We start from the raw sequence: 25307 nt of genomic DNA, 5'->3' as shown, positions 1-25307 counted from the left end.
TCCGGGCGGAAAGCCAGTTGTTGCTCTACTACAAAATTCGGGCTGGTATTGTGCTTTTTCAACATAAAATTCGGCCGGGAGCTTGCGTAATTATGCCTGGTCGGCCAGCTGGAAAGCGAGGATATAGCGTCAAATTATGCAACTATAACTCCGGATTTCGTACCAAAGCTAGCCCGGCTGGTGCGGTCATTTGCATCTTCACCGGCTGCCCTGGCAGCCCAAACAACTTACCAGCTTATGCGCTGGTCGCCAATGCCTTCTGTTATTTCTCCTGCTACCCAAACCACTACCCTCGACATTGAGGGCATGAGCTGCGCGGCCTGCGCCGCCGCCGTGGAAAAATCGCTGAGCCGCACTCCTGGCGTGCAAGCCGCACGGGTCAACTACGCCACCGAAAAGGCATCTGTTACCTACGCTCCCTCGCAGACCAGCCCCGCCGACCTGCGCGCCGCTGTCGAAAACGCTGGCTACGCCGTGGCAGCGCGGGCCCCCGATATCAGTCCCGCCGACCGCCAGGCCGCAATCGACCGCCAGAAGGCGGCCGACTACCAGGCTCTCAGGCAGCGCTTTGGGGTGGCGGCGGCGCTCGCACTGAGTATTATGACCTTGAGCATGCCGATGCTGTGGCCAGCGCTGCTGCATGCAGCCGGGTTATATTCAGTAAATTATATATTATTAATGCTTACCTGCCCGGTACTCTTTTATAGCGGGCGCGAGTTTTACGTTTCGGCCTGGCAGAGCTTCCGGCACCGCTCGGCCACTATGGACACGCTGGTGGCAGTGGGCACCGGAGCGGCATTTTTGTATAGCGTGGCCGCTACCATCTTGCCCGGTTTTTTTGAGCAGCACGGCGTGCCACCCGAGGTGTATTATGACACCACGGCCACCATTATCGCCCTTATTCTGCTGGGCAAGCTGCTGGAGCTACGCGCCAAGACCCGCACTTCGGCCGCTATGCGGGCCCTGTTGAGCCTGCAAGCCCGCACGGCCCGCCTGGTGCGCCCCGACGGCCAGGAAACGGACGTGCCTATCGAAGCAGTGCTACCCGGCGACCTGGTAGCCGTGCGGCCTGGCGAAAAAATAGCAACTGACGGAGTGGTCGAAACCGGCCGCTCGGCCGTAGACGAGGCCATGCTTACCGGCGAAAGCCTGCCTGTGGAAAAGCAGCCGGGCGATGCCGTATTTGGCGCTACGCTCAACAAAGCCGGGGCTTTTCGCTTCCGGGTGCACAAGGTAGGAGCCGATACCCTGCTGGCGCAGATTGTGCGGCTCGTGGAAGATGCCCAAGGCAGCCGCGCGCCCATTCAGCGGCTGGCCGATAAGGTGAGCGCCGTTTTTGTGCCCACGGTGGTAATTATCGCCATCCTCACGTTTGTGCTGTGGTTTGACTTGTCGCCGGTGGCCACGCGGCTACCGCTGGCCCTGGTCAGCTTCGTGGCGGTGCTAATCATTGCCTGCCCCTGCGCCCTCGGGCTGGCCACCCCCACGGCCATTATGGTGGGCACTGGCAAAGGTGCCGAGCACGGCGTGCTGTTTCGCAGCGCCGAAGCATTAGAAAGAACCTATAAAGCCGATACCATTCTGCTGGATAAAACCGGCACCATTACGCGCGGTGAGCCCGCCGTAACCGATTTTAGTACCGCCGCCGGCTACCCCGCCGCCGAGCTGCTGGCCCTGGTAGCCGCCGTGGAGCGGCAGAGTGAGCACCCATTGGCCGAGGCAATCGTTCGCTACGCCGCTGCCCGGCAGGGCGCTCCGGTACCGGCAGTCACGGAGTTTCGGGCCGTGCCGGGCCAGGGCGCCCTGGCCCGCGTGGCAAGCCAGGCAGTGGTTATTGGCAATCGCCAGCTGCTGGCCACTGCAGCTATCGTGCTGCCCGCTGAGCTGGCACAACAAGCCGAGGAGCTGCTGGCGCAGGCCAAAACCGTGCTGTACGTAGCCGTGGCGGGCCGGGCGGTAGCGCTTTTTGGTCTGGCCGACACCGTGCGCGATACGTCAGCCGCTGCTATTCGGCACTTGCAGCAGCTCGGGCTGGAAGTAATTATGATGACCGGCGACAATCCTCAGACCGCCGCCCGGGTAGCCGCCCAGGTGGGCATCCGGCGCTACGTGGCCGAGGTAATGCCAGCCGGTAAAGCCGCTTTGGTAAAGCAGCTACAGGCCGAAGGGCGCACCGTGGCGATGGTTGGCGACGGCATCAACGATGCCCCAGCGCTGGCGCAGGCTGACAGTAGCCTGGCAATGGGTACGGGTACCGACGTAGCCATCGAAGCCGCCGGCATCACGCTCATGCGCAACGACTTGCAGAGCGTAGTTACGGCCATTTCCTTATCGCGCCAAACGATGCGTACCATCAGGCAGAATCTGTTTTTCGCCTTTATCTACAATCTGCTGGGCATTCCCGTCGCGGCAGGGCTGCTGTACCCGGTTTTTGGCGTCCGGCTTTCGCCCATGCTGGCGGCCGGGGCAATGGCGCTCAGCTCGGTTTCGGTACTTACCAACTCGCTGCGGCTGCGGCGAGCCCGCTTTTAACGGCCTCATAAAATGGATACTACCGCTATTCTGGTAACGCTCGGCGGCCTGGCCCTCACTGGCTTTGTGCTCTGGTATTTTTTCTTTTCGACCCGCCCGGTCAGCCCGGCCCGCTGACCCATGCGGTGTGCGGCAGGGCGACGGCACTGCATAAGCAGTGGTTACCTAGTTGATTATAGGCAATAAAGCAAAGGCTACAGCTGCTGCGGAGCTATGCTGGCCGCCGCATCATCGCGTGCTAATGTCTGCGCTGCCGCCCCGTGCCAATATAGCCGGGCCTCTCCCCAGGCGGCCCGCAGCTCGCGGTATTGGCGGGCAAACAGCAGGTGCAGCCCACCCACCCAGCCCACCGAACCCACCCAGCCGGCCAGTACATCGGAGGGATAGTGCACGCCCAAATACAGGCGCGACCAGCCCATAACCAGTGCCCACAGGCAGCCCAGCCCCACCGCCAGCCAGCGCACCCGCGTGCGCCAGAGCATAAACCCCAGCGCGGCCGATAGCGCAGCCGCGGCCATCGAGTGCCCACTGGGGAAGCTGTAGGAGGTAAGGGGAGTTAACGATACCCAAAGGTCGGGCCGGGCACGAGCCACCAGGTATTTCGCAGCGATGTTGAGCCCTTCGGACCCGATTACGGCCAGGCTGAAAAAGGCAAACGCCCGGCGCTGATGCGCCAGCCCCATCCCCAGCATTAGGCTACCCGCCAGCACTGAGGCTCCGATTGGCCCGCCCAGCTGCGCCAGCAGGAGGGCCAGCTTATCCTGGGTATGGCCGCTGTGGGCGTGCAGAAACTCCAGAATAAAATGGTCGCCGGGCAACCCCTCCCCTTCCCAAACCTCGCGGGCCAGCCGGATAAATACCAGCCACGGCAGCAGTACGCCCAGTACCAACCCCAGCACCAATGAGCGGAGCCGGGGCCAGAGCTGACGACCTACGGATAGAAAGCGGTCGGAAATCATGGCGCGCGAATAAATGCCCGCATACGCGCCGGGCAGCACCGATGTTGGCCTCCGTGCCGGAAAGCTGGCTTTACTCAGATTGCATTCAGAATCAGTCACTATACTTGCCTGCTTATCACCTTATCCGTGTGAGCCCAGGCAGCTCCTGAAAGGGCGCTTTTGCCACCGAACGGCTGTTTCCTGCTACCCATGAAAAAAATACCTGAGGTCACCCTGCTGTTCTGGATAATGAAAATCTGCGCCACTACGCTCGGCGAAACGGGCGGCGACCTGCTGGCGCAGACGCTGAATGTGGGCTATGCCATCAGCTCGCTGCTGTTTATCGGGTTCTTTCTGGTCACGCTAGTGGGCCAGCTGGCCGCCAGGCGCTACATTCCGGCGCTGTACTGGGCCGTGATTCTGGCTACCAGCACGGCGGGCACTACCATGTCTGACTACATGGACCGCACCCTCGGGCTCGGCTACGCCACCGGCACGGCCATTCTGATTACTATTCTGATAGTAGTGCTCGGCACGTGGCGAATGACGGAGAAGTCGCTGTCGGTGAGTGACATTACCAGCCGCCGGGGCGAGTTGTTTTACTGGACGGCCATCCTGTTTTCCAATACGCTGGGCACGGCGCTGGGCGATTTCCTGGCCGACGACTCGGGCCTGGGCTTTGGGGGCGGTGCCTTGCTTATCGGCAGTCTTATTGGCCTGGTAATTCTGGCTCATTACTTTACCAAAATATCGTCGGTACTGCTCTTCTGGATTGCCTTCGTGCTCACGCGGCCCTTTGGGGCCACTTTTGGCGACCTGCTCACCAAGCCGGTAGAAAAGCACGGCCTGGGCTTCGGCACCAAAGGCTCGTCGCTGATTCTGCTCGCCATTCTGGTGGGGCTGATTATCTACACCACCAGTGCGCACAACCGCCGCCCCGCCGCGACCAGCACCGAGCCCGAGCGCTTTAGTTAATACGGTTTGGTCATGTCTTCGGGCACCACCACTACGTAGTCGGCTACGGCTACATTGTTCTTATCCAGCTGCTGCAACTGGCTTTGCGTCACTACGCTTAGCGTTTTGATGCGCAATTCAGGCGCATACTGGCGCAGGTATGCCACGATGCCATCGTGGTGGTCAGAATGGTACGAGCCGTTGAGATGCAGCATGGTTTGGCCCGGTGCCAGGCTGCGCCAAATAAAATAGGCCATCGTGGCGTCCTTCAGTGCCTGCGCCTGAATAATATTGGCGGCCCCACCGCCGTGGGCCTTGCTGTCGCCGCCAAACATGGCGGCCATGTTCTTATAGCCCGGCAGCTCATAATTAACCTGCAGCGGCAGCGGCGCGAGCAGCGTGCGGTCGATTACAAGCAGCTTATCGAGCGCTTTGAGGCTGCCCTGCGCCACGGCGTGGGCAAACGGCCGCGGGGCATTGGTACCAATAACAGGGATATGCCCGCCCTGCGCAAACTGCAGCAGCGGGCGGTAATCGGTGGCGTAGTTGGGCCAGGGTCGACTCTGGCGCTCAAAGGCCGAGTCGGACAGCGTGCCGGCGACGTATTGCGTCACCAGCGGCTGCACATCGCGCTCAAACATTTCGAGGCCGAGCACCAGCTTGCCAGCCCCTTTGGCTTTGGCTAAGTCTTTGGCTAGCTGCAATTCCAGCCAGTGCGCAATGGGGTCATTGTGCTGCTCGCCAAATAACACCACATCCGCCTGCACCAATTGGGCCACCAGCTGGTCATAATCAGCACCCTGGCCCTGACTGGTGAACAAGCGGTAGGCCGGGCGGTCGCCGGCCGGCGCGAAGGCCAGCAGCGGCAGCAGAAGCAGCAGGAAAGTGCAGCGCATCGAGAAGGCAGGAAACATTATACAAAAGAACGACATGCTTTACTTGGTTCAGCATGTCGTTCTTTTTCCCGCGCTAGCTCGACTTACCTACCCCTTATAAAACATCCACTTCGACAGCTCTTTATACGTTACCTTTTTGCCGTACATCAGAATGCCCACGCGGTAGATGCGCGCCGCCAGCCACACCGTGCCGATAAAGCCCAGAATGAGCAGCCCGATTGACAAGGCCAGCTGCCAGGCCGGCACCCCAAACGGCAGCCGAATTACCATTGCGATGGGCGAGGTAAAAGGTATCATCGACATCCAGAAGGCCACCGGCCCGTCGGGGTTACGCAGGATAACTGCAAAACCTACTATATAGCTTAAAATCAACGGCATTGTTATCGGGAACATGAATTGCTGAGTGTCCGTCTGGTCATCGACGGCCGCGCCTACGGCCCCAAACAGTGCGCTGTACAACAGATAGCCACCCAGGAAATACACGATAAAGCCAAATATTATCGTTCCCACCGGAATATTGGATTTTTTCAGAAAATCGGATAATTTCTCGAAAACGCCCATGCGATTGGCCGGATTCATCTGCTCGGCCGAGGCCGCAGCGCCGTTGGCAATGGGCGACTCGGTGGGACTGGAGGTGACATGTGCCGGGGTTGCCGGCCCGGCAGGAGCGGCGGCAACTTCGGTTTTAGCGGGCGGGCTGCTTCCCATCATCAGTGGCACAACTACACTGGTAGCGCCCCACGAAAGGAGCCCCCAGAGCAGGAACTGCGTGAGCCCGACCGCCGCGATACCCACAATTTTGCCCATCATCAGGTCAAATGGCTTTACCGCCGACAGCATTACTTCCATCACGCGGCTCGACTTCTCCTCCCCTACTCCGCGCATCACCTGCACGCCATAGAGGAAGATGAAAAAGTAAATGAGCACAGCCAGCGCCGAGGCAATGCCGGTCGTCACGCTTGAATTGCTATCTTTCTCTTTGCCAGTTTCATCCACACTCACCGAGTTGAGCGGCACCCGCGCCCGCAGCTGGTCGAGCTGGGTTTGAGTGAGGCCCGACTTCTGCATTTTCAGCTCGGCAAAAGCGTTTGTAAGAGCGGTTCGCACCCGGTCTTCCTTGCTCAGGCTGATGTTGCCTTTGCCGAAAAACTGCACGCCCTGCGGGTCGGTTTCGCTCAGGCCGGCGGGCAGGTACAGCAGGCCGGCGTGCTTTTGCTGCTGAAAGCCTTGCTTGGCCTCGGCCAGCGAGCCACTCACATTCTGAAACTTGAGCTGCGGCGTCGATACCAGCCGACTGGCAATACCGAGGCCGCTTTCATCACGCACATCTACAATCTCGGAGGTTTCATCCGACTGCGCAATTTTGCCAATGAAGAGCCCGAAACCGGCAATAAGCAGCGGCACGAGCAGCGTGAGCACGATGAACGCACGCTTACGCACCCGCGTAACGTATTCGCGCTGGGCAACGAGTAAAAATTTAGAAGTCATAGGATTACAGAAGCGAGTTAGCGGTTTCGGTCAAGGTTTCGGGCATCGTCTCGCGTACCCGCCGAATAAATATTTCGTTGATGCTCGGTATCTGCTCCCGAAACGTATGCACCTGCACCTGCCCGATGAGAAAGCGCAGCAGGTCGTTGGGCGTCGTGCCCGTATGCAGCTGAATACGAGCGTAGAAGTGGTCGTTTTCGCGCTCCTTCTGCTCCACCACCTCAAAGTCGGGGTGCAGCACCAGTAGACGGCCCTGACCTTCAATCTCGTACGTATTGGTTTTGAACTGATTACGAATCGCGTCCACCGGACCGTCGAGGACCTTGTGCGAGCGGTTGATGAGCGCAATACTATCGCACATCTCCTCCACCGATTCCATGCGGTGGGTCGAGAAGATAATGGCTGCCCCTTCCTCCTTCAACCGAATAATCTCATCCTTAATCAGGTTAGCATTAATTGGGTCAAAGCCTGAAAACGGCTCGTCGAGAATAATCAGGCTGGGCTCATGCAGTACCGTAGCAATAAACTGCACTTTCTGCTGCATGCCTTTGCTCAGGTCCTCCACATTCTTCTCGGCCCACTCTTTGACTTCAAAGCGATTAAGCCAGTTTTTGATGCGCTGCACGGCATCGGCACGACTCATTCCGCGCAGCCGGGCCAGGTAAAGCAGCTGCTCGCCCACCTTCATTTTTTTGTACAGCCCGCGCTCCTCGGGCAGGTAGCCAATCTGGCCGATGTGGCTGGGATTGAGCCGCTCGCCCCGAAACAGGATTTCGCCCGAGTCGGCCCCTGTTATCTGGGTAATGATGCGGATAAGCGAGGTTTTGCCGGCGCCATTAGGGCCGAGCAGCCCAAAGATGCTGCGCTCGGGCACCGACAGGCTCACCCCGTCGAGGGCCGTGTGAGCGGCATAGTGCTTGTGCACGTCGCGCGCTTCCAGAATAGGCCGGGAGTTGACTTGTTGCATAAGTGAAAAATGGTGAAAGAAGTAGTGTGCAGGTAAATGTAGCAGCCAGCCGCGCTGGCTCGTTGCGAATGCCCGCCAAACGGTTAGGAACAGTACCCAGACGGTAAAATTCGGCGCCGAATGGTGACTGGTCTAGTGCTGTGTCAGGGAAATTTATTACCTAAAGAATCGACTGGCTCCCCCTCTCCTTTTCGGAGAGGGGGCCGGGGGGTGAGGCGCCCACCAGAACGATTAGGTAAGGAACTTGCCTGACGCAGCACTAGCCTGGGCCGGGCCAGGTATCTTCGTCCAACTCACGCAGCTGGCTTTCCAGCCGGTCGAGGTGCTGGCCGTAGAGCCGCTGCAAGTACCAGCGCGTGGCCCGCGCCACCGGCCAGTAGCAGACGGCAATGGTGCCGACAATCACGCCTAGCACCACCGCCAGCCGGCTGGGCGTCGCATGTACGCCAGCCCGGGCCAGCGCCAACGCCCCAACCACGAGGGCCGATACCGGCAGCATCGCCAACGTAAAGCGGTAGTAAAACCGGATAAGCGTGCGCAGCCCGGCCGCCAAGCGGCGCAAATGGGCGCGCAGGTCACCCGCCGGGTCGTCCAGGCTGCGCAGCAGACCCAGCTTACGCAGTAAATAATAGATACATACCACGGCGACCAGCACCAGCAGGCCACCAAATAGCCGAAGCCAAATCGCCGGCGCCAGAGCCGTCAGCCCCAGCGAAATCAGCAGCATGCCATAGTTAAAACCCAGCTCAAGGCGGGCGTTGCGGCGTAGCTGGTCCACAATACTACCCGACCGCTGAGCCAGTAGCTGCCTCAGCTCGCTGGCACCGAGTGGTTGCGCATTTGTCACCGGTTCAGGCTGTCGCCATTGGCGGCGCAGGTCGTCGAGTTCCATAACTAATTACGAAAGAATAGATTAAACCCGTACCAGCTGCCGGCGCAGCTTTTCCTGCACACGGTGCATTTTTACACGCACATTATTTTGAGTAATACCCAGAATGTCAGCCATTTCCTCATAAGTCCGGTCTTCCAGGTACAGCAGCACAAACGCCTTATCTACTTCCGAAAGCCGGTCGATGGCGCGGTAGAGCGCCACCGTTTCCTCCGGCTCGTAGGCGCTACCCTCCGTGGGCTGAGCCAGGTGCCAGGCCTCATTTTCCACAGCTACTACCGCCGGCCGGCGTGTGCGCTGCCGCAAGCTACTGATAGCCACATTCAACGCAATGCGGTAGAGCCAGGTGCTGAGCTTGGCGTCGGGTTGCGGCACGTAGCGCGGCCAGGCCCGCCACAGCTGCAGCACTATTTCCTGGAATAAATCCTGCCGGTCATCGGCATCTTGGCAGTAGAGCCGGCACACCCGCCGCACCAGCGGCTGGTAGTCGTGCAGGGCAACCAGAAAATCGGCAGACGGGGCAGCGCTCATGCTCGGGGTAGCGGTTTCGGAAAGGTATATCGCCGAAGGCCCCCTTTCATTACAGACCGCAGATTTAACGGATTTAACTGATTTCGTGGATACGCCCGCTAAAGCGGACTGACTGGGGTGGTGACCTCGTTCAATTCAGCAATATCTATCAGTTACTGAGGTATCTATACCATGAAAAAAGGCCGCCCACATGGGCGGCATCATCGCATTCAAAACCATTCGCTTAGTCAGCCCGCTTTAGCGGGCGTATCCACGAAATCCGTTAAATCCGCGGTTATGCGAAATACTCCTTTACTTTCTCAAAGAAGCCTTTCTCGTTCTTGCCGGGGTGCGGCGTAAAGTTGTCCGAGTCGCGCAGCTTCTCCAGTAGCTCGCGCTCCTGATTGCTCACGCTCTTGGGCGTCCACACATTGAGGTGAATAAGCTGGTCGCCCCGGCCATAGCCGTTCAGGTCTTTGATGCCCTTGCCGCGCAGGCGCAGGATTTTGCCGGGCTGGGTGCCGGGGTCTACCTTGATTTTCACCTTGCCCTCAATGGTCGGCACCTCCAGGCTCGCGCCCAGCGCCGCATCCACGAACGATATATATTGCTCAAACATGATATTGTTGCCATCGCGCTTGAGGAATTCGTGCGGCTCCTCCTCAATCTGAATAAGCAGGTCGCCGGGTACGCCACCACGCTCGGGGAAGTTACCTTTCCCGCTCATGCTCAGCTGCATATCATTGGCAACGCCGGCCGGAATATTAATCGGAATCACTTCCTCATTCAGCTGGCGGCCTTCGCCCTTGCACACGTCGCAGGTAGCCGAAATAGTTTTGCCTTCGCCATTACAGGTAGGGCAAGTGCTGGCGCTCACCATCTGGCCGAGCATGGTATTCACCACGCGCTTGGTCTGGCCGCTGCCCTGGCAGGTGGCGCAGGTTTTTAGCTCGGTGCCGTTTTTGGCGCCGGTGCCGCTGCACGGCTGGCAGGCTACGTAGCGCTTCACCTTGATTTTCTTCTCCACGCCGTTGGCAATTTCCTCCAGGTCAAGCTTGAGCTTGATGCGTAGATTGGAGCCCTTCTTGACGCGCCGGCTCTGGCCGCGCCCGCCCCCGAAGAACCCCTCGAAGCCCCCGCCCCCGCCGAAAATGTCGCCGAACTGCGAGAAAATATCCTCCATATTCTGGGCGTGGCCGCCTCCGCCGCCCACGCCCTGGTGGCCAAACCGGTCGTAGCGCGCCCGCTTATCGGCGTCCGACAGCACTTCGTAAGCCTCAGCAGCTTCCTTAAACTTGTCCTCGGCCGAAGGGTCGTCGGGGTTTTTATCAGGATGATATTTAATAGCCATCTTGCGGTAGGCCGACTTTATGACGTCGCCCTCCGCATTCTTGGCTATTCCTAATACTTCGTAATAATCGCGCTTGGTTGCCATTGCTGCTTAATATATTTTGACCGCAATGCGGCGGCAAGCGTCGCATTACGGTCTTTTTAATTGCTCTCTGCTATTGACCTAATACCACTTTGGCGTGGCGGATAACCTTATCGCCCAGATAATAGCCTTTTTCAATCTCGTCAACAATCTTGCCGCGCAAATCGTCGCTCGGTGCCGGAATTTGCGTGATGGCCTCGTGCAGCTCGGCGTCAAAGTCGCCACCCTTCACATCCATCGCAGCCAAGCCCTTCTGCTGCAAGGTTTTGCTGAGTTTGTTATAGGTAATGTCGAGCGCATTTTGCAGCGCAGCCGGGTCTTGGGTACCCTGCGTATGCTGGCGGGCCCGGTCAAAATCGTCGAGCACGGGCAGCAGCGCTACCATCAGCTCCTGGTTGGCGGTTTTGAAGAGGTCGGCGCGCTCCTTGGCGGTGCGGCGCTTGTAGTTCTCAAACTCGGCCGCCAGGCGCAAGTACTTATCTTTAAGGTCGGCCAGCTCATTTTCGGCACGGCTGGCCCCGGCCGAAGCACCCGCTTCGGGCGTAGCGGCATCGGTAGTCAGGTCTGGCTCACCGGCAGTATGCTCGGCGGTGGTCTCGTTCAGCGGCTGGTCGTCAGGACTCATATTTTTATCGTCGGTCATTTTCTTCTGGAAAAAATGGCGGATTCGGCTAGTGAAAGGCTTTCCCATACGGGTACCGGGGCGGGCGCAAGGAGTTTGCCAAAGCTGGCGAGGCTGCCAAGTTGGCACAGAGAACAAGTTTTTTTACTTTCGCAAGTATGACAACTCGTATCTCAGTTCACGAGCAAGTGATAGCATTGCTCGTCATCATCAATACCCTCTTGGAAAATGGCGACCGTATTAATAGCTACCAGTTTTGCAGGCAACTATCAAGAGTCTTTAACCTTATCAACTGCGTTGAAATTAGAGAATCATTAGTAGCAATGGGCTATGTCACCACAGAGCTGTCAGGAGCCTTTCACCTTTATCAAATTACAGATTTAGGGCGCAAGCTTATCGAAGATAATCAAGTAACCGTTTTGCAAACCCTAATGAAAAACGCATACACACAAAGTGACTTTCAGCAGGAAATGATTAAGTATTATTGATCGAAAATTTGAATAACTATTTGTGCAATGCGCCCCAAATTATGCCCATTGACCTGCTCCCGTTTTCTAGACCGCTTAAAAGTAGAGCATCAGGCGTTCTGAAGCTCGACAGTAAGGGCGGCAGCCATTACCTCGTCGGGCGTTAAGTTCTGCAACGAACTGTGTGGTCGGAAGCCATTGTATTCCTGCCGCCAACGCTCGATTTTTTCCTGCGCGTCAGTCAGCGACAAAAACCAGTGGGTGTTCAAGCACTCATCTCGGCAGCTACCATTAAACGATTCAATGTACGGATTATCCGTCGGTTTGCCCGGTCGGGAGAAGTCGAGCGTGACCTGCTGGTCGTAGGCCCAGCGGTCCAATGCCTTGCTGATAAACGCACTGCCATTATCGACCTGAATACGGGCAGGCACTACCCCGAGTTCCTGCTGCAAGCGGGTCATGACGGCCACGACATCCTCGCCTTTGAGCGATTGCCCGACGTGAATAGCCAGGCACTGGCGACTAAAGTTGTCGACTATCGTTAAGGCCCGAATTTTACGCCCGTCGAAGAGATTATCAGCCACAAAATCCATGCTCCAACTCTGGTGCGGCTGCGTCAAGGCCACGCGCTCCAACCGGTGCGCCGCGGCCCGATTACGTCGCGGACGCTTGCTGCGTAAGTTCAAGCCTTCCAGGCAGTAAAGTCGGTGCACTCGCTTGTGGTTATCTGCCCAGCCCTCGCGGCGCAGCAGCGTGTGCAGGCGGCGACAGCCGTAACGGACCCGCACCTGAGCCAACTCGCGTAAACGATGACGTAGCACGGTATCGTCCCGACTATGCGCTTTATAGGACCAGCTGGAACGCGGCAAGCCGATTACCTGGCAAGCCCGTCTGGCGGAGATGCGGTAGGCGTCGATAAGGTGTTGAGCCGCGTGCCTAGCGGCCCGGGCTTCAGAGCTTTTTTTTGAGCACATCCTGCAGCATCTGCTTGTCGAGGCTTAAGTCGGCTACCAGCTGTTTAAGCTGCTGATTTTCTTCTTCCAACTGCTTGAGCCGGCGTAGCTCCGGCACGCCCAGGCCCCCGTATTTCTTTTTCCAATTGTAGTAGGTAGCCTCACTGATGCCCATCTTCCGGCATACTTCCGCCACGGCCACACCCGTGTCGGCCTGGCGTAAGGCGAACACGATTTGAGCCTCGGTAAACTTGGTTTTTTTCAGGGCAAGTGTCTGGGGTTTTAAGGTACGACAAGTGCCTGATTTCTCTACTTTAGCATGGTCCGGTTTTATGGGAGCAGGTCAGCACCCGCCGCCCCCAAAGCTCCCGCCACCCCGGTACTTGACCCCGCAAAAAGCCCCGCACGATTGCTCGGGCGGGGCTTTTTGCGGCACCCTATCAGCTTACGCCGTCACCGGGCGCTTCTTCGGCAGGCGGCGCAGGCCGTAGGCCACGCCCGAGAGCAGCAGCAGCGAAGCGCCCCCGTCCAGGGGCACGGCGGTCACCGCCGCCGGGGCGGGGCCGGTGCTGATGGGCGCCTGGGCCTGGGCTCCCCCGGCCAAAGCCAGCAGCACGCCGGCCGTGATAAAGAATTTTATCATAACTAAGAAGGAAAAAGGCCAGCCCCGCACCGGGGCCGGCTTGATGAAAAAGAATAGGTTAGTCGAGCACCACGCGCTTGACCAGGGTGGCGCCGCCGGCCTGCAGGCGCAGCACGTACACCCCGGCCGCCAGGCCTTCGGTGCCCATGCTCAGCGTGGTCCCACTGGCGGGCAGCGCCGCCGAGCGCCGAGCTACTACCTGCCCTATCGCATTGCGCAGCTCGGCCTGCACGGCCGCCGCTCCCAATACGCCGGGCACTTCCACCGTGAAGCGCCCGTGGGCTGGGTTCGGATACACCTGCACTGCGGCCGCCGTCAGGGCCGGCGTACTGGCCAGCACGGAAGAGCGGAACACCAGGGCAAAGCGCCCCCGCACCAGGGCCGACGCCTGGGCCGCGCTAACACTAAAGGCGTAGTTCGTGCCCGCGCTCAGGGCCGTGAGCGTGCCGGTCTGCGCGTCGCGCAGGTAGGGCACCAGCCCGGCAGGCAGGTTGCTGAGCGCGGCCGCCGTCAGCGTATAGGCCCCTGCGGCGGGTACGCCCACGCTCAGCGGCAGCATCGTGGCGCTGGTGAAGGCCCCCTGCCCGTCAATGGCCAAGTCATCCACTCCCGCCGCGCTGCTCAAATTCAGCCCCGTCGAGTTGGGCAGCTTGCCCGCATCGTACTGACTATCGAAGGCAGAACTAGCCCCCGCCTCGGCGTACGTCACCCACGCATCGCGCAGGCCCGCGCCGCTGAGCTCGAGCCGAAGCGCTGGCCGCGCATCCGCCGGCTGGCGCTGGAAGGCGGCCTGGCTGGCGTAGGTGGTCACGCGCTGAGCGTCGCGGAAAGTGAGCGAGCCGCTGGTCTGGCCCGTACTCACCCGCACCCAGAAGCCCTGGCTGCTGGCGATGAGCGGGTTGTTGGTGCCACTCGTGCTCTGGCCGTTCACATATGCGCGGTAGCCCCCCGAATACGGGCCCGTGCTCTGCACCACGTACATGGCCGCATCCAGGTTCGCGCGGTCAGCGGGGGCTACCAGCGAGTAGTCCAGGGGGGAGGGGTAGGGGTTGCCCACCAGCTGCCAGCCAGCGTCGGCGGTATTCGTTGTGCCAGCCGCGTTGCGCGAGAGGGCCAGCGGATTCAGGTCGCCCGTGGTGGGAGTGCCCACAAAGTCTACGAGCTGGGCCGCGCCAATCTGCACCACGTAGCCCTTGCCCACTACCATCTGGCCCCCCGTGGCCTGGGTCAGGCCCAGGGGTACCTTGAAGCCGATGTCGAAGGGGGCGTAGTTGCTGGTCACTGTGGCCAGGCGGCTCTGGTCGTACTCAAATAAGGTCGGGAAGGGCGAAGTCGTGCCCGGCGTAGCACTGCCGTTATACTCCACAGCCTTGCTAATCTCGGGCGTGTAGCCCGTGGTCGTCAGGTCAGCTAGCGTCGTGTTGCTCACCGGGGCGCTGTAGTGGCGGTAGCCGCTGGCCGCGTTCAGACTAGGGTCGATGTAGCGCTGCATCGTAAAGCCTGTGCCCGTCACCACGCCCGAGCCCGAGTTCACCACCAAGGCCGTGCCGCTGGCGCTGCTAAGCAGCGTCAGCCCGTTGCTGCCCGTGGCCAGGTTGCCGGCCCCACCCATCGTGAGCACCTGCGCTACACTGGTGGGCGCACTCAGCGTAAGAGTATTGGCGTTGGTCGTGCTCAGGTTGCGCACCTGCGATGGCAAGGCGTTGCCCGTGCTCTGCGCCACCGTGCCGTTATACACGTAAGAAGCGTCGGTGGAGAAGCTGCGCGTACCCGTGGTTTGCACCGCCCCCGTGCTGCCCGTGCTGCTGATGCCTGCCGGGTCGCACACGCCCAGTGTGGCGCCGGCCGCCACCGTGAAGCTGGCCGCCCCCGTCAGACCCTGGCAGTTAGTGAGCAGCGTGGCGCCCGCGTTTACCGTCACGCTGGTGTTGACCACCACCGCCCCGCTGAGCTGGGCCACGCCGGGACTGTTCACGGTGATGGTGTTGTAGGTGCCCGCCGGAATACTCGTCGGATTGGCTGTAGTGCCGGTGCTAACGGTCAAATCAACCAGGGGCACCGTGAAGGTAGGACCGGTGGCCGTGCCCCCTGGCGTGGTAAAGCTCACCGGGCCGGTGCTGGCCCCGGCCGGCACGGTCACGGTGTACTGGTACGGGCCGGTTTGGGTGAAGGCGGAGGCTGCCGTGCCGTTAAAGGCAAAGCTGACCTGGCCGCTGGTCAGGTTGTAGTTGCCGCTCACGTTCACCACTACTGCGGTGCCTGCCGAACCCGTACTAGGCGAGATGGAGGTAATGGCCGGGGCCACCGTGAACGTAGCGCTGGTGGGGCCGTTGATGCCGCCGTAGTTCACCGGGCCGGAGCAGGACATGGTCGAGACCACGGCCGTGGCCTGCGTGGGCGAGAGCACCGTCAGGTTGTCGGCCGGGTTGCAGTTGCCTAGCCGCAGCGTGTTCAGGCTGGGCACTGTGAAGCCCGTGCCGGTGAGCGTGACGGTGCTGCCTACCGTGGCCGTAGCCGGCGAGAAGCCCGTGATGCGCGGATAGATGTTGTAGGTCAGGCTGCTGGTGGTGGTCGAGCCGCCGGGCGTGGTGATGCTCACCGTGGCCCCGCCCGAAGCCGGGTTCACGGCTGTAGCCGGCACCGTGAACGTGATGCTGGTGCCCGTGTTGGCCGTGATGGTGGCCGCCGCTCCGCCCACAATCAGGCTGCTGGCGTTGTCGAAGTTGATGCCACTGAAAGTGCGACTGTCGCCGGCCGTGGCCGAAGATATTCCATTAAAGGTCTGGATGACGGGTACGGCCACATAGGTCTGGCTGCCGGTAGCCTGCATACCGCTGTTGAGCCTTACCGTGAGCGGCCCGCTCTGGGCGTTGGTGGGTACCGTGAAGGTAAGCGTGGTGCCGGTACTGTTTACTTGTAGGTTGTTGCCAGTGAGGCTACTGGCCGGGTAGTTAAACAACACTATGTAGGCGCTGCTCAGGCCTGTGCCCGTGAGGGTCACGGTAGTGCCGGGGCCGCCCGTCAGCGGCGACACGTTGCTGATGGTAGGCACCACGTTGAAGGGCGCGAAGTTGGCCGTGCCGCCGGGCGTGGTCACGCTCAGGTTGCCGGAGGTGGCTCCGCCGGGCACCACTACACCCGTAATCTGGGTGCCGGCTGCGTTCACAGTGTAGCCCGACGTTACGGTATTGGTACTGGTGCCGGGGAAGGTGATAAGGGAAGTGCCTTGTAGGTTGGTGCCGTTGAGGGTAATGGAGCTGCCCACCGTGGCATTGCCCGGCGAAATGCCGGACAGCGTGGGCACGGGCATGGTCACTGTAAAGCTCACCCCGTTGCTGGTGCCGCCGGCCGTGGTCACCGTCACGTTACCCGTGGTGGCGCCGGCGGGCACGGTGGCCGTCACGGTGGTGGCGTTCACCACGGCGAAGGTGACGGCCGCCGTTCCGTTGAAACTTACGCCGGTGGCGCCCGTCAGGCCGGTGCCCGTCAGTGTCACGCTCGTGCCCACCGGCCCGCTCGTCGGACTCAAGCTGCTGAGGGTCGCCGTCGTCCCGCCCAAAGTGATTTTGCGAATCGGGTTGTTGTTCTGGTCGGCCACGTACACGTTGCCGCTGCCGTCCACGCCGGGCGGAAAGTCAAACCGGGCGCTGGTGCCCGTCCTGTCGGCTCTGCCGGGATTGTTCGCCAGGCCAGCCAGGGTCGTGACGGTGTAGCTCTGGGCGCGGGCGCCGAGCGGGCGCAGCAGCCCCCCGGTCATGGTCAGTAGCAGGGCTGCCCACGCCAGCGGGCTTGCCAATAGGGTGAGTAAATACGCCCGGCAGGGATGCTGAACGCGGAGCAAAGGGGAGAAATGCGACATGTAATAAAGAAAAAAAGGGAAATACGCTAACAAGCCACCCAACCGTGTTGGGGCAAAGTGCTTTAGCACTAAATCGGATTAGAGCGGCAAAAATAATTTGGCCGATATCGTTCTTACAAGAGCCTCAACATACCTGGCGAATCGTTTTGCCCTTTTTGACTAAAGCCAGTCCTAGCAGGGGATAGACGCCGGACAGCCGGGTATTTCGCCCAAGCGAGGCGCCGGGGCCAGCGCCTACGCCGGGTCCGGCAAAGCACGTTGGAGCCGGTGTTTGGCAATTTGGCTCACCATTATGGCCTGCGGCGCGTCAATGTGCGGGGTCAAGCAGGCGCACACAAAACCATGCTGCTCACGGCCGTGGCCTACAACCTCAAAAAGCTGCTCAGGTATCGCCCCCAACAGGCCATCCACCTCGCCGTGGCCTTGCCACTGCCTCCACAACGTGTCCCTGACAAGCGATTTTGGCCGCTGTAGGCCCAGCTGAGTTCCCAAACCGGATAGGTAAGCGGGAAAGAATCGGCGGAAGAATCAACTACGCCGAGTTCTGCAACAGCCACGACCGTTTTTCTGTACGGCCAGAGGCCTACTTCATCGCACTTTCCAAATAAATCCAGTCAGGCATTGCGTAGGGCTTGGCGTTCTTCCCCTAACAAGAGCACCCGCTCGTCGTAGCGCAGGCGGTCGTGCACACGATAGAACTGGATTCTAAAAATCGAATATCCTAATGGTTTATCGTATTGGGCGGCAGTGGGGCCTCTCTATTATAGACCATGACATCGGCAACGTCCTGAGCAATTGTAGCACCTCATCGTGAGGTGGTCGGGTAAATCTGGACAGAATAGGGTCTTAACTTTCGCACGTCATGAAAGACAGCCCCCCACGTACCAAACGCCGACGCTATGATGCCGCCTTCCGGGCCGAGACCCTGCGCCTGGCCGCTGAAAGCCGCTCGACCCAGGCTGCCGCGCGCCCTCAACATCGACCCCAAGCGAATTCAGCGCCTGCGCACCGCGATGCGCCGCCGGGGCCTGTATGCGCTGCAACCCAAGGCATTTACCCCGCGCACGACGGACTCCACCCATGGACTGCGTTGCGCGCCGAACCGGCTGCTCAACCAACCTAAGCCCACCCAAGCTAATCGAGTATGGGTCAGTGACAGTACGTAGTTACCGCTGGCCAACGGCAACTGGGCTTATCTGTGCGCCTTTCAGGATATGACCAGCAAACAGGTGGTGGGCTGGTACGTGATGGCCACCATACCCGAGGAGCTGATTACCACCGCCTTGCAGCGCGCTTTTTGGGCCCAGCCGCCTATCCCCGCCCTGCTCGTGCACTCCGACCGCGGCGGGCAGTACTGCGCAAACGCCTACCGCAAACTACTCCACGACCACGAGGCCCTGCGCTCGCAGAGCCGCCGGGGCGATTGCTACGATAATGCGCAGGCTGAAAACCGGCTATAGGTTTTGGGAGCCTCTGGTCGCGCCTCAAAACCGAAGTGCTCGAAGTCCGCGAACGACCCGTTTTTGCCAACTTGGCTGATGCCCAAGCCAGCGTGGCCGACTATTTTGACTACTATAATCACGAGCGCCTGCACGCCAGTATTACAGCGGTTTCATAGTCAGAGTACGGGGCGTAGCGACGCGACCCTTCGCGACTCGCCGACAGAACAGCCTAATTCAATGAAGAAACGCGAAGGGTCGCGTCGCTACGCCCCGTACATCAACCTCGAATTTGCTCTAATGAAAAACGTATACACAAAGTGACTTTCAGCAGGAAATGATTAAGTATTATTGGTCGAAAATTTGAATAACTATTTGTGCAATGCAACCCAAATTATGCCCATCAGCTTTTGGATATTCTTGCTGGTGAGGCTAGAGATGAAGACTATAACCAGCTTCCAGCTCTTTTAAAGTAAGTCTTCACGGGCCCACTACTAAATCGAAGCTGCCGGCCGTCAACGCTACCTGCTGCTTTCCGGAGTCAGCAATAGCCAGGACCTGGAAAGTGCCCTGCAAATGTCGGGTAGTCGAATCCCAGGCGGTAATGGTCACCTCTCCAGGCGCGGCTTTATCGAGACTGTATGATACAAACTGGTTAGACAGGTAAGGGATAATATACTCCTGGTAGCTCGAGAAAGCGGTGTTTAGCTGATATGTTCCTACCCCCTTAAAATTAAGAAAATGTAGCACTAACTGATGTTCTTTTGCTCCGGTTGCCCGGTCACTCGGCTCATCAGCACCGTAAATATCGCATGAGGTATCAGCGTTCAGTTCCCCTTCTACGGGGCGAGAGTGACTACTACCGCTAAAGATACCCCCTAAGACAGTGCCCAAGTCGGTGTGATTGTTAGCTACTACCGGTAGTCCATTGGCATAGTAAACCAGCGTATCACTATCATCGATGCGGCCCACGGGCAGCGCGGGCTCTATCTCCTTACTTGTGAGGGAGCAGCCTGTGAGCAGCAGTAGCAAGCTCCCTATTATCAAGCGTTGACCTGTGCCAGGCTTCGGTAAAATCATGACTCTACAAGTAGGTGAAACTCTTTATTTCCATGTCTATCACTACCGGTTCGATTTGCCAGAAACGCCTAGCCAATAGCTTACCAATGCACAGTACACCGTTTGCTCAGGGTTGAAATTGGCTTGAAACGTAAGTCCCCAGCGGCCGCCTGCTCGATTTTTGGGGCTAAGAATACCTACTTCTGCAGGTAGGCCCAGCGCCTGGTAGCTGCGATATGAATAGAAGTACGTTTCACTGCCTAGTAAGCCGCTGTAATGCGCTGTGTACCGATACTCGCCAAGTTGCCGACCGTTGAGATAACCCACCCCCGCTGCTCCGTACACCAGGCTGCGGCCCAACGGTAAGCCATACCCGACCAGGGCAGCTAGCTCTAGCTGTCGATTGCGGGTATTCATACTTTCGAAAAGCACCGACCCTGGCCCGGTGGCCGGTCCCCACCACGTATAGCGGCTACGCCCCACTAGCAGCCAGCCCTGCTGCTGGGCCGCGACATGCAGCTCCAAGCCATTACCTATCCCTGCTCCCACGCTCCAGGTCGGGGCAAGTGGGTCGGTAATAGTTTGGGCCAACGCGGCTGCGGGCAGCAAAAGCGAACTGAGTAAGGCAACTTTTAGCATAGCCGGCTAGCTATTCGTGTTTTATTATTCAGGCATAGGAGGCATTTGCCTCGCCCATAGGTTGCACGAGAACACGGCCGCTAGCTGGCGCTACCCTTCATGCAGCGCACCCCATATCATGTCCTTCAGCTTCTGAATATTCTTGTTTGTCAGACTGGAAATAAACACCGTAGGCGGCAAGTCGGCGGGTAGGGAGGTCAGAATATCAGCTTCCAGCTCCTCATCCAGCATGTCGGACTTGGTAATAGCCAGCAGGCGCTTTTTGTCCAAAAGGTCGGGGTTAAACTGCTCTAGCTCGCCCAGCAGCACCTTGTATTCGGCGGCAATGTCCTTGCTGTCGCAGCTTATCATAAAGAGCAGCATGGAGTTGCGCTCGATATGGCGCAGGAAGCGCGTGCCCAGGCCCCGGCCCTCGGCCGCCCCCTCGATGATGCCCGGAATGTCGGCCATCACAAACGACTGATAGTCACGGTAGGCCACCACGCCCAGGTTGGGCACCAGGGTGGTGAAGGCATAATCCGCAATCTTCGGCTTGGCCGCCGACACGACCGAAAGCAGCGTGCTTTTGCCGGCATTAGGGAAGCCAACCAGGCCCACGTCGGCCAGCAGCTTCAGCTCCAGAATCACCTGTTCCTCGATGGCCGGCTCGCCGGGCTGCGCGTATTGCGGTGCCTGGTTGGTGGAGGTTTTGAAGTGGTCGTTGCCGAGGCCGCCGCGCCCACCGGGCGTGAGGATGCGGCGCTCACCGTCCTTGGTAATCTCCAGCTTCACTTCGCCGGTTTCGGCATCGCGGGCCACGGTACCCAGCGGCACCTGAATCACGATATCCTCACCCTGCGCACCCGAGCGCAGGTTTTCGCCACCGTTTTGGCCATCCTGGGCGAAGAGGTGCTTGCGGTACTGCAGGTGCAGCAGCGTCCAGAGCTGCGAGCTGCCTTCGAGGATGATGTGGCCGCCCCGCCCGCCGTCGCCGCCGTCGGGGCCACCGTTGGGTAGGCCCTTGGCCCGGAAAAAGTGGTGCGAGCCCGCGCCGCCCTTGCCCGAGCGGCAGGTGATTTTGACGTAGTCGATGAAGTTGTTGTTAGCCACGGCTTATTGCTGTTATAAGGTAAAATAGAACGTCATGCTGAGCTTGCCGACGCAGCTCGCTCGCGCCGCCGGGGTCAGTAACCCGACGATGCGAGCGAGCTGTTTCGGCAAGCTCAGCATGACGTTCTTGCAGGTATTTTCGCGGTAGCCTAGGCTTTCACCTCGTTGGTAGCAGCAGCAGGCGCTTCGGCCTGCGCCGCCTTATGCTGGTCGATAAGGGCGCTAATCTGCTGAAAAATCGTTTCAATCTCCCCAATACCGTTGAGGGCGTGAAATTTATGCTGGGCCGCGTAGTAGCCCGCTACCTGCGCCGTTTCGGTGTTGTACACCGTTACGCGGCGGCGAATCTTGGTTTCGTCCTGGTCGTCGGGGCGGCCGCTAGTCTTGCCGCGCTCCAGCAGGCGCTTCACCAGCTCCTCCTCTCCTACTTCGAGAGCAATCATGCAGGCCACCGTAGTATGATGCCTGGCCAGTAGCCGGTCGAGGCTTTCGGCCTGCGCCGTAGTGCGCGGAAAGCCATCGAAGATGAAGCCGGAAGCCTGGGTATTAGTAGCCAGAGCGCTGCCAATCATGCCGATAACTACTTCGTCGGGCACGAGCAGGCCTTCATCCATCAGCTTTTTGGCTTTCAGGCCCAACTCAGTGCCTTCAGCAATCTGAGCGCGCAGCAAATCGCCGGTACTCAGGTGAACGAGGTTGTACTTGGCAATGAGCTTCTGGCTTTGGGTGCCTTTGCCCGCACCGGGTGGGCCGAAGAGGACGATGTTGTGCATAGAGAAAACTGGAGTTAGGCGCGGACGCCGGAGCGGAAACTGATAAGGTGGCCTACGAAAAATAGCGCTAGGCGGCCACGTACACATCGGGCAGGTTGCGCCCCAGGCCATCGTAGTCGAGACCATAGCCCACCACGAAGTCATTTGGAATCTCCAACGCGATATACTTCAGATTCAGCGGATAGCGCAGGCTATCGGGCTTAAAAAACATAGCCGCAATCTCGATAGAAGCGGGGTGGTTGGCTTGCAGGGTGGGCAGCAAGTGGCTGAGCGTGGTGCCAGTATCAACAATATCTTCGACCAGCACAATGTCGCGGCCACTCACATCTTCGCGCAGGCCCATTATCTCCTGCACCTGCCCCGTGCTGCCGGTGCCTTCGTAAGAAGCCACCCGAATAAACACTATCTCACACTCGCCGGCGTAGCGCTTGAGCAGGTCGGTGGCAAACATGAAGCCGCCCGTAAGCACTACTACAAACAGCGGCCGGCGGCCGGCGTAGTCCGCATTGAGGCGAGCCGCCACCCGGTCGATGGCCGTGGCAATCTCAGCAGCAGAGAGATAAGGCCGGAAAGCCTTGTTATGGAGCGTAATAGAGGGTTGACCCATGCAGGAATGAGCGGCCAGCGTGGCCGTTTCGGACTGCAAAGGTAAGGGCTGCAACACAACCCCTTCCCGACCGGCGCAAATTGCCGGTTTTAGCAGCGTCCAACCAGGCAATTAGCCCAGCCTTTAAAGAGAAGACAATATAGTAAATTTTTAATAGTATTAATAATTTACTATATTAGCCAAACAGCTTATATTGCTGCTGCTTTAACCTCGCACTCAGGGAGGATATTCGCTTAAAAAGAACGTCCTGCGCTCAGCAGGACGTTCTTTCCCAGGTGCTTCGCCAGGTAAGCCGGGGTACGCTTAGCGCAGCTGCCGCAGGGTTGTCAGCAAAGCTGCCTCAACAGCGGGGGCGGCATTTTGCACGAAGCGAACATGAGGCTGCGTTAGCTCCACCCGGTCGTGGATGGGCGTCGGCGCCATACTGCGCTCGCCCCCGTGGCGGGCAATGTGCGGAGCAATTACCAGTGAGACGATACTCATGAGCTTAATAAGGATGTTCATGCTCGGGCCGCTGGTATCCTTAAAGGGGTCGCCTACCGTGTCGCCGGTTACCGAAGCCTTATGGGCATCGGAGCCTTTGAACTCCATCTTGCCATTTACCATTACTCCTTTCTCAAACGACTTCTTCGCGTTGTCCCAGGCGCCGCCGGCGTTGCTCTGAAACATGGCCATCAGCACGCCGCTTACCGTGACACCAGCCAGCGTGCCGCCCAGCACCTCCGGCCCGAACAAAAAGCCGATGAGAATGGGCGTGAGCAGCGCAATGGCCCCTGGCGCCACCATCTTGCGAATAGCGGCCTCCGTGCTGATGGCCACGCACTTTTCATACTCGGGCCGGCCCGTGCCCTCCATAATGCCGGGTATCTCGCGGAACTGACGCCGTACTTCCTGCACCATTGCCATGGCCGCCTGCCCTACCGCCGTAATAGCCAGGGCCGAGAAAATAAACGGTATCATAGCCCCGACAAACAAGCCGGCCAGCACATTAGCATTCGAGATATCGATGGTATCGATGTGCGCCGTTCCCATAAAAGCAGCAAACAGCGCCAGCGACGTGAGGGCCGCCGAGGCAATGGCAAAGCCTTTGCCCGTGGCGGCCGTAGTATTGCCCACGGCATCCAGAATATCGGTGCGCTCGCGTACTTCCTTGGGCAGCTCGCTCATTTCGGCAATGCCGCCGGCATTGTCGGCAATGGGGCCGAAAGCGTCGATGGCCAGCTGCATGGCCGTGGTGGCCATCATGCCCGCCGCCGCAATAGCTACTCCGTAGAGGCCGGCGGCCTTGTAGCTCAGCACGATACCCGCTGCCAGCACCAGAATGGGCAGCACCGTGCTCTCCATGCCCACGGCCAGCCCACCGATAACGGTAGTGGCGTGCCCGGTGCTGCTTTGCTGCACAATACTCATTACCGGGCGCTTGCCCATGGCCGTATAATACTCGGTAATAATGCTCATAAGCGTGCCCACCGCCAGGCCTACCAGCACCGCGTAAAAAACGTGCATGGCATCGAAGGTGAAGCCGCGAATGGTGATATCACCGGCCGGCAACAGCCACTCAATCAGAAAGTAAGAAAAAACGGCCGATACCACCACCGAAGCATAGTTGCCAAAATTGAGGGCCCCTTGCACGCTACCGCCTTCCTTCACGCGCACCAGCAGTATACCAACGAGCGAGGCCACGATTCCTAGCCCGGCAATCGCCATCGGCAGGAAAATCGGCGAGAGGCCACCAAAAGCATCGGCATTGCTTAGCCGCACCTCACGGCCCAGCACCATGGTTGCCAGGATAGTGGCCACGTACGAGCCAAACAAGTCGGCACCCATGCCGGCCACATCGCCCACGTTGTCGCCCACGTTATCGGCAATGGTAGCCGGGTTGCGCGGGTCGTCTTCCGGAATCCCGGCCTCTACCTTGCCCACGAGGTCGGCCCCTACGTCGGCGGCCTTGGTATAAATACCGCCGCCCACGCGGGCAAACAAGGCGATGCTTTCGGCCCCCAGCGAGAAGCCGGTAAGCACTTCGAGCGCCTTTTCCATTTCGACCCCGCTGGCCGTGCCACCCTTGCTAACCACAAACAGCTGGTAAAAAACAATAAACAGGGAGCCCAGGCCCAGCACCGCCAGTCCGGCCACGCCCATGCCCATTACCGACCCACCCGAAAACGAGACTTTCAACGCCTGGCTCAGGGAAGTACGGGCCGCCTGGGCCGTGCGCACATTGGCCTTGGTGGCAATTTTCATCCCGATGTAGCCGGCTGTAGCCGAAAACACGGCCCCAATCAGAAAGGCAATGATGATAATGGGGCTGGACCGCTCCCCCGTAAAGCCCAGGTAACCCAAGAAAACGGATGCGATAAGGGCAAATAGTGCCAGTACCCGGTACTCGGCCTTCAGGAAGGCGATGGCCCCATCGGCGATGTAGCCGGCAATGGTAGTCATCTTTTCGTCGCCGGCATCCTGCCGCGCCACCCAGCCCGAGCGCAGCCAAGTATAGAGTAAGGCTAATATACCTAAAGCAGGAACCAGGTAAAGTATGGGGGCATAAGCA

The 25307-nt window shown here is 59.4% G+C and carries 23 protein-coding genes; 6 read left to right on the top strand and 17 right to left on the bottom strand.

Annotated features, from left to right (window positions below):
• Positions 1-237: 237 nt before the first annotated feature.
• Positions 238-2532 (top strand): heavy metal translocating P-type ATPase, encoded by a 2295-nt coding sequence (locus F6X24_RS09035; RefSeq protein ID WP_229725455.1) that lies wholly within the window; start codon positions 238-240, stop codon positions 2530-2532.
• Between the two features lie 194 nt (positions 2533-2726).
• On the opposite strand, the gene F6X24_RS09030 is transcribed toward F6X24_RS09035, so the two are convergent.
• Positions 2727-3491, bottom strand: a complete 765-nt coding sequence (locus tag F6X24_RS09030) for a phosphatase PAP2 family protein (RefSeq protein ID WP_151087685.1) — start codon at positions 3489-3491, stop codon at positions 2727-2729.
• Between the two features lie 189 nt (positions 3492-3680).
• Here F6X24_RS09030 and F6X24_RS09025 point away from each other — a divergent pair, with 189 nt between their 5' ends.
• The gene (locus F6X24_RS09025; protein ID WP_151087684.1) at positions 3681-4445 is read left to right on the top strand and encodes a COG4705 family protein; all 765 of its coding nucleotides are present in this window, start codon (positions 3681-3683) and stop codon (positions 4443-4445) included.
• Here F6X24_RS09025 and F6X24_RS09020 read toward each other — a convergent pair.
• The 7 genes from F6X24_RS09020 to F6X24_RS08990 all read right to left on the bottom strand — a co-directional run bounded on the left by F6X24_RS09020 (position 4442) and on the right by F6X24_RS08990 (position 11249).
• On the bottom strand, positions 4442-5338 hold the full coding sequence (locus tag F6X24_RS09020; protein WP_229725453.1) for a ChaN family lipoprotein: 897 nt from the start codon (positions 5336-5338) through the stop codon (positions 4442-4444). The two genes, F6X24_RS09025 and F6X24_RS09020, sit on opposite strands and share 4 nt — an antisense overlap.
• Before the next feature lie 69 nt (positions 5339-5407).
• On the bottom strand, positions 5408-6808 hold the full coding sequence (locus F6X24_RS09015; RefSeq protein ID WP_151087683.1) for an ABC transporter permease: 1401 nt from the start codon (positions 6806-6808) through the stop codon (positions 5408-5410).
• Positions 6809-6812: 4 nt separating this feature from the next.
• The gene (locus tag F6X24_RS09010) at positions 6813-7775 is read right to left on the bottom strand and encodes an ABC transporter ATP-binding protein (RefSeq protein ID WP_151087682.1); all 963 of its coding nucleotides are present in this window, start codon (positions 7773-7775) and stop codon (positions 6813-6815) included.
• Positions 7776-8034: 259 nt separating this feature from the next.
• Positions 8035-8667, bottom strand: coding sequence for a hypothetical protein (locus F6X24_RS09005; RefSeq protein WP_151087681.1), 633 nt, complete (start codon positions 8665-8667; stop codon positions 8035-8037).
• Between the two features lie 21 nt (positions 8668-8688).
• Entirely contained in the window at positions 8689-9195 is a 507-nt protein-coding gene (locus F6X24_RS09000; RefSeq protein ID WP_151087680.1) for an RNA polymerase sigma factor, read from the bottom strand.
• A 274-nt stretch (positions 9196-9469) separates the two neighbouring features.
• On the bottom strand, positions 9470-10609 hold the full coding sequence (dnaJ, locus tag F6X24_RS08995) for a molecular chaperone DnaJ (RefSeq protein WP_151087679.1): 1140 nt from the start codon (positions 10607-10609) through the stop codon (positions 9470-9472).
• A 70-nt stretch (positions 10610-10679) separates the two neighbouring features.
• Entirely contained in the window at positions 10680-11249 is a 570-nt protein-coding gene (locus F6X24_RS08990; protein WP_151087678.1) for a nucleotide exchange factor GrpE, read from the bottom strand.
• A gap of 137 nt (positions 11250-11386) precedes the next feature.
• On the opposite strand from F6X24_RS08990, the gene F6X24_RS08985 reads away from it, so the two are divergent.
• A complete protein-coding gene (locus tag F6X24_RS08985; RefSeq protein ID WP_151087677.1) occupies positions 11387-11716 on the top strand; it encodes a hypothetical protein in 330 nt (109 codons plus the stop codon).
• 89 nt (positions 11717-11805) lie between these two features.
• Here F6X24_RS08985 and F6X24_RS08980 read toward each other — a convergent pair.
• From F6X24_RS08980 to F6X24_RS08970, 3 genes are all read right to left on the bottom strand, one after another.
• Positions 11806-12913 (bottom strand): IS3 family transposase gene (locus F6X24_RS08980; protein ID WP_394349945.1). Its coding sequence is split into 2 segments (ribosomal slippage): positions 11806-12649 and positions 12648-12913, totalling 1110 coding nucleotides; the frame shifts between segments, so codons are not numbered across the junction.
• Between the two features lie 180 nt (positions 12914-13093).
• Entirely contained in the window at positions 13094-13291 is a 198-nt protein-coding gene (locus tag F6X24_RS08975) for a PID-CTERM protein-sorting domain-containing protein (protein ID WP_151087676.1), read from the bottom strand.
• A gap of 58 nt (positions 13292-13349) precedes the next feature.
• Positions 13350-17150 (bottom strand): beta strand repeat-containing protein, encoded by a 3801-nt coding sequence (locus tag F6X24_RS08970; protein WP_151087675.1) that lies wholly within the window; start codon positions 17148-17150, stop codon positions 13350-13352.
• Positions 17151-17417: 267 nt separating this feature from the next.
• On the opposite strand from F6X24_RS08970, the gene F6X24_RS08965 reads away from it, so the two are divergent.
• The 3 genes from F6X24_RS08965 to F6X24_RS19445 all read left to right on the top strand — a co-directional run bounded on the left by F6X24_RS08965 (position 17418) and on the right by F6X24_RS19445 (position 18768).
• Positions 17418-17624: a transposase gene (locus F6X24_RS08965; RefSeq protein WP_229725452.1), complete on the top strand. Its 207-nt coding sequence runs from the start codon at positions 17418-17420 to the stop codon at positions 17622-17624.
• 740 nt (positions 17625-18364) lie between these two features.
• Positions 18365-18610 (top strand): DDE-type integrase/transposase/recombinase, encoded by a 246-nt coding sequence (locus F6X24_RS08960; RefSeq protein WP_151087673.1) that lies wholly within the window; start codon positions 18365-18367, stop codon positions 18608-18610.
• Positions 18611-18645: 35 nt separating this feature from the next.
• Positions 18646-18768: an integrase core domain-containing protein gene (locus F6X24_RS19445; RefSeq protein WP_191906525.1), complete on the top strand. Its 123-nt coding sequence runs from the start codon at positions 18646-18648 to the stop codon at positions 18766-18768.
• Between the two features lie 301 nt (positions 18769-19069).
• Here F6X24_RS19445 and F6X24_RS19440 read toward each other — a convergent pair whose 3' ends face one another.
• The 6 genes from F6X24_RS19440 to F6X24_RS08935 form a co-directional block, all read right to left on the bottom strand.
• Positions 19070-19669, bottom strand: a complete 600-nt coding sequence (locus F6X24_RS19440; protein WP_394349939.1) for a DUF6252 family protein — start codon at positions 19667-19669, stop codon at positions 19070-19072.
• Positions 19670-19711: 42 nt separating this feature from the next.
• Positions 19712-20065: a hypothetical protein gene (locus F6X24_RS18950; protein WP_191906524.1), complete on the bottom strand. Its 354-nt coding sequence runs from the start codon at positions 20063-20065 to the stop codon at positions 19712-19714.
• Positions 20066-20377: 312 nt separating this feature from the next.
• Positions 20378-21376 carry a GTPase ObgE gene (gene obgE / locus F6X24_RS08950; RefSeq protein WP_151087672.1) on the bottom strand — a complete coding sequence of 333 codons (999 nt, stop codon included), beginning with the start codon at positions 21374-21376 and terminating at the stop codon, positions 20378-20380.
• A gap of 149 nt (positions 21377-21525) precedes the next feature.
• Positions 21526-22149 (bottom strand): adenylate kinase, encoded by a 624-nt coding sequence (locus tag F6X24_RS08945; protein WP_151087671.1) that lies wholly within the window; start codon positions 22147-22149, stop codon positions 21526-21528.
• A gap of 67 nt (positions 22150-22216) precedes the next feature.
• Positions 22217-22795, bottom strand: a complete 579-nt coding sequence (locus tag F6X24_RS08940; RefSeq protein WP_229725450.1) for a phosphoribosyltransferase — start codon at positions 22793-22795, stop codon at positions 22217-22219.
• A gap of 264 nt (positions 22796-23059) precedes the next feature.
• Complete coding sequence (locus F6X24_RS08935; RefSeq protein ID WP_151087670.1) at positions 23060-25294, bottom strand: sodium-translocating pyrophosphatase; 2235 nt, start codon at positions 25292-25294, stop codon at positions 23060-23062.
• Positions 25295-25307 lie beyond the last annotated feature (13 nt).

The sequence above is a fragment of the Hymenobacter baengnokdamensis genome (assembly GCF_008728635.1).
Lineage (GTDB): Bacteria > Bacteroidota > Bacteroidia > Cytophagales > Hymenobacteraceae > Hymenobacter > Hymenobacter baengnokdamensis.
Note: the sequence above shows the minus strand (reverse complement) of the source record. Positions and strands in the feature narration are given on the sequence as shown.

What these genes read in the sequence shown, in the direction of transcription:
- F6X24_RS08990 (WP_151087678.1), bottom strand. Translation starts at nt 11,249, where the DNA reads ATGACCGACGATAAAAATATGAGTCCTGACGACCAGCCGCTGAACGAG.
- F6X24_RS09035 (WP_229725455.1), top strand. Translation starts at nt 238, where the DNA reads ATGCGCTGGTCGCCAATGCCTTCTGTTATTTCTCCTGCTACCCAAACC.
- F6X24_RS09020 (WP_229725453.1), bottom strand. Translation starts at nt 5,338, where the DNA reads ATGTTTCCTGCCTTCTCGATGCGCTGCACTTTCCTGCTGCTTCTGCTG.
- F6X24_RS08985 (WP_151087677.1), top strand. Translation starts at nt 11,387, where the DNA reads ATGACAACTCGTATCTCAGTTCACGAGCAAGTGATAGCATTGCTCGTC.
- F6X24_RS19440 (WP_394349939.1), bottom strand. Translation starts at nt 19,669, where the DNA reads ATGATTTTACCGAAGCCTGGCACAGGTCAACGCTTGATAATAGGGAGC.
- F6X24_RS09005 (WP_151087681.1), bottom strand. Translation starts at nt 8,667, where the DNA reads ATGGAACTCGACGACCTGCGCCGCCAATGGCGACAGCCTGAACCGGTG.
- F6X24_RS08970 (WP_151087675.1), bottom strand. Translation starts at nt 17,150, where the DNA reads ATGTCGCATTTCTCCCCTTTGCTCCGCGTTCAGCATCCCTGCCGGGCG.
- F6X24_RS08945 (WP_151087671.1), bottom strand. Translation starts at nt 22,149, where the DNA reads ATGCACAACATCGTCCTCTTCGGCCCACCCGGTGCGGGCAAAGGCACC.
- F6X24_RS09010 (WP_151087682.1), bottom strand. Translation starts at nt 7,775, where the DNA reads ATGCAACAAGTCAACTCCCGGCCTATTCTGGAAGCGCGCGACGTGCAC.
- F6X24_RS18950 (WP_191906524.1), bottom strand. Translation starts at nt 20,065, where the DNA reads ATGAATACCCGCAATCGACAGCTAGAGCTAGCTGCCCTGGTCGGGTAT.
- F6X24_RS09015 (WP_151087683.1), bottom strand. Translation starts at nt 6,808, where the DNA reads ATGACTTCTAAATTTTTACTCGTTGCCCAGCGCGAATACGTTACGCGG.
- F6X24_RS08975 (WP_151087676.1), bottom strand. Translation starts at nt 13,291, where the DNA reads ATGATAAAATTCTTTATCACGGCCGGCGTGCTGCTGGCTTTGGCCGGG.
- F6X24_RS09030 (WP_151087685.1), bottom strand. Translation starts at nt 3,491, where the DNA reads ATGATTTCCGACCGCTTTCTATCCGTAGGTCGTCAGCTCTGGCCCCGG.
- F6X24_RS09000 (WP_151087680.1), bottom strand. Translation starts at nt 9,195, where the DNA reads ATGAGCGCTGCCCCGTCTGCCGATTTTCTGGTTGCCCTGCACGACTAC.
- F6X24_RS09025 (WP_151087684.1), top strand. Translation starts at nt 3,681, where the DNA reads ATGAAAAAAATACCTGAGGTCACCCTGCTGTTCTGGATAATGAAAATC.
- dnaJ (WP_151087679.1), bottom strand. Translation starts at nt 10,609, where the DNA reads ATGGCAACCAAGCGCGATTATTACGAAGTATTAGGAATAGCCAAGAAT.
- F6X24_RS08960 (WP_151087673.1), top strand. Translation starts at nt 18,365, where the DNA reads ATGACCAGCAAACAGGTGGTGGGCTGGTACGTGATGGCCACCATACCC.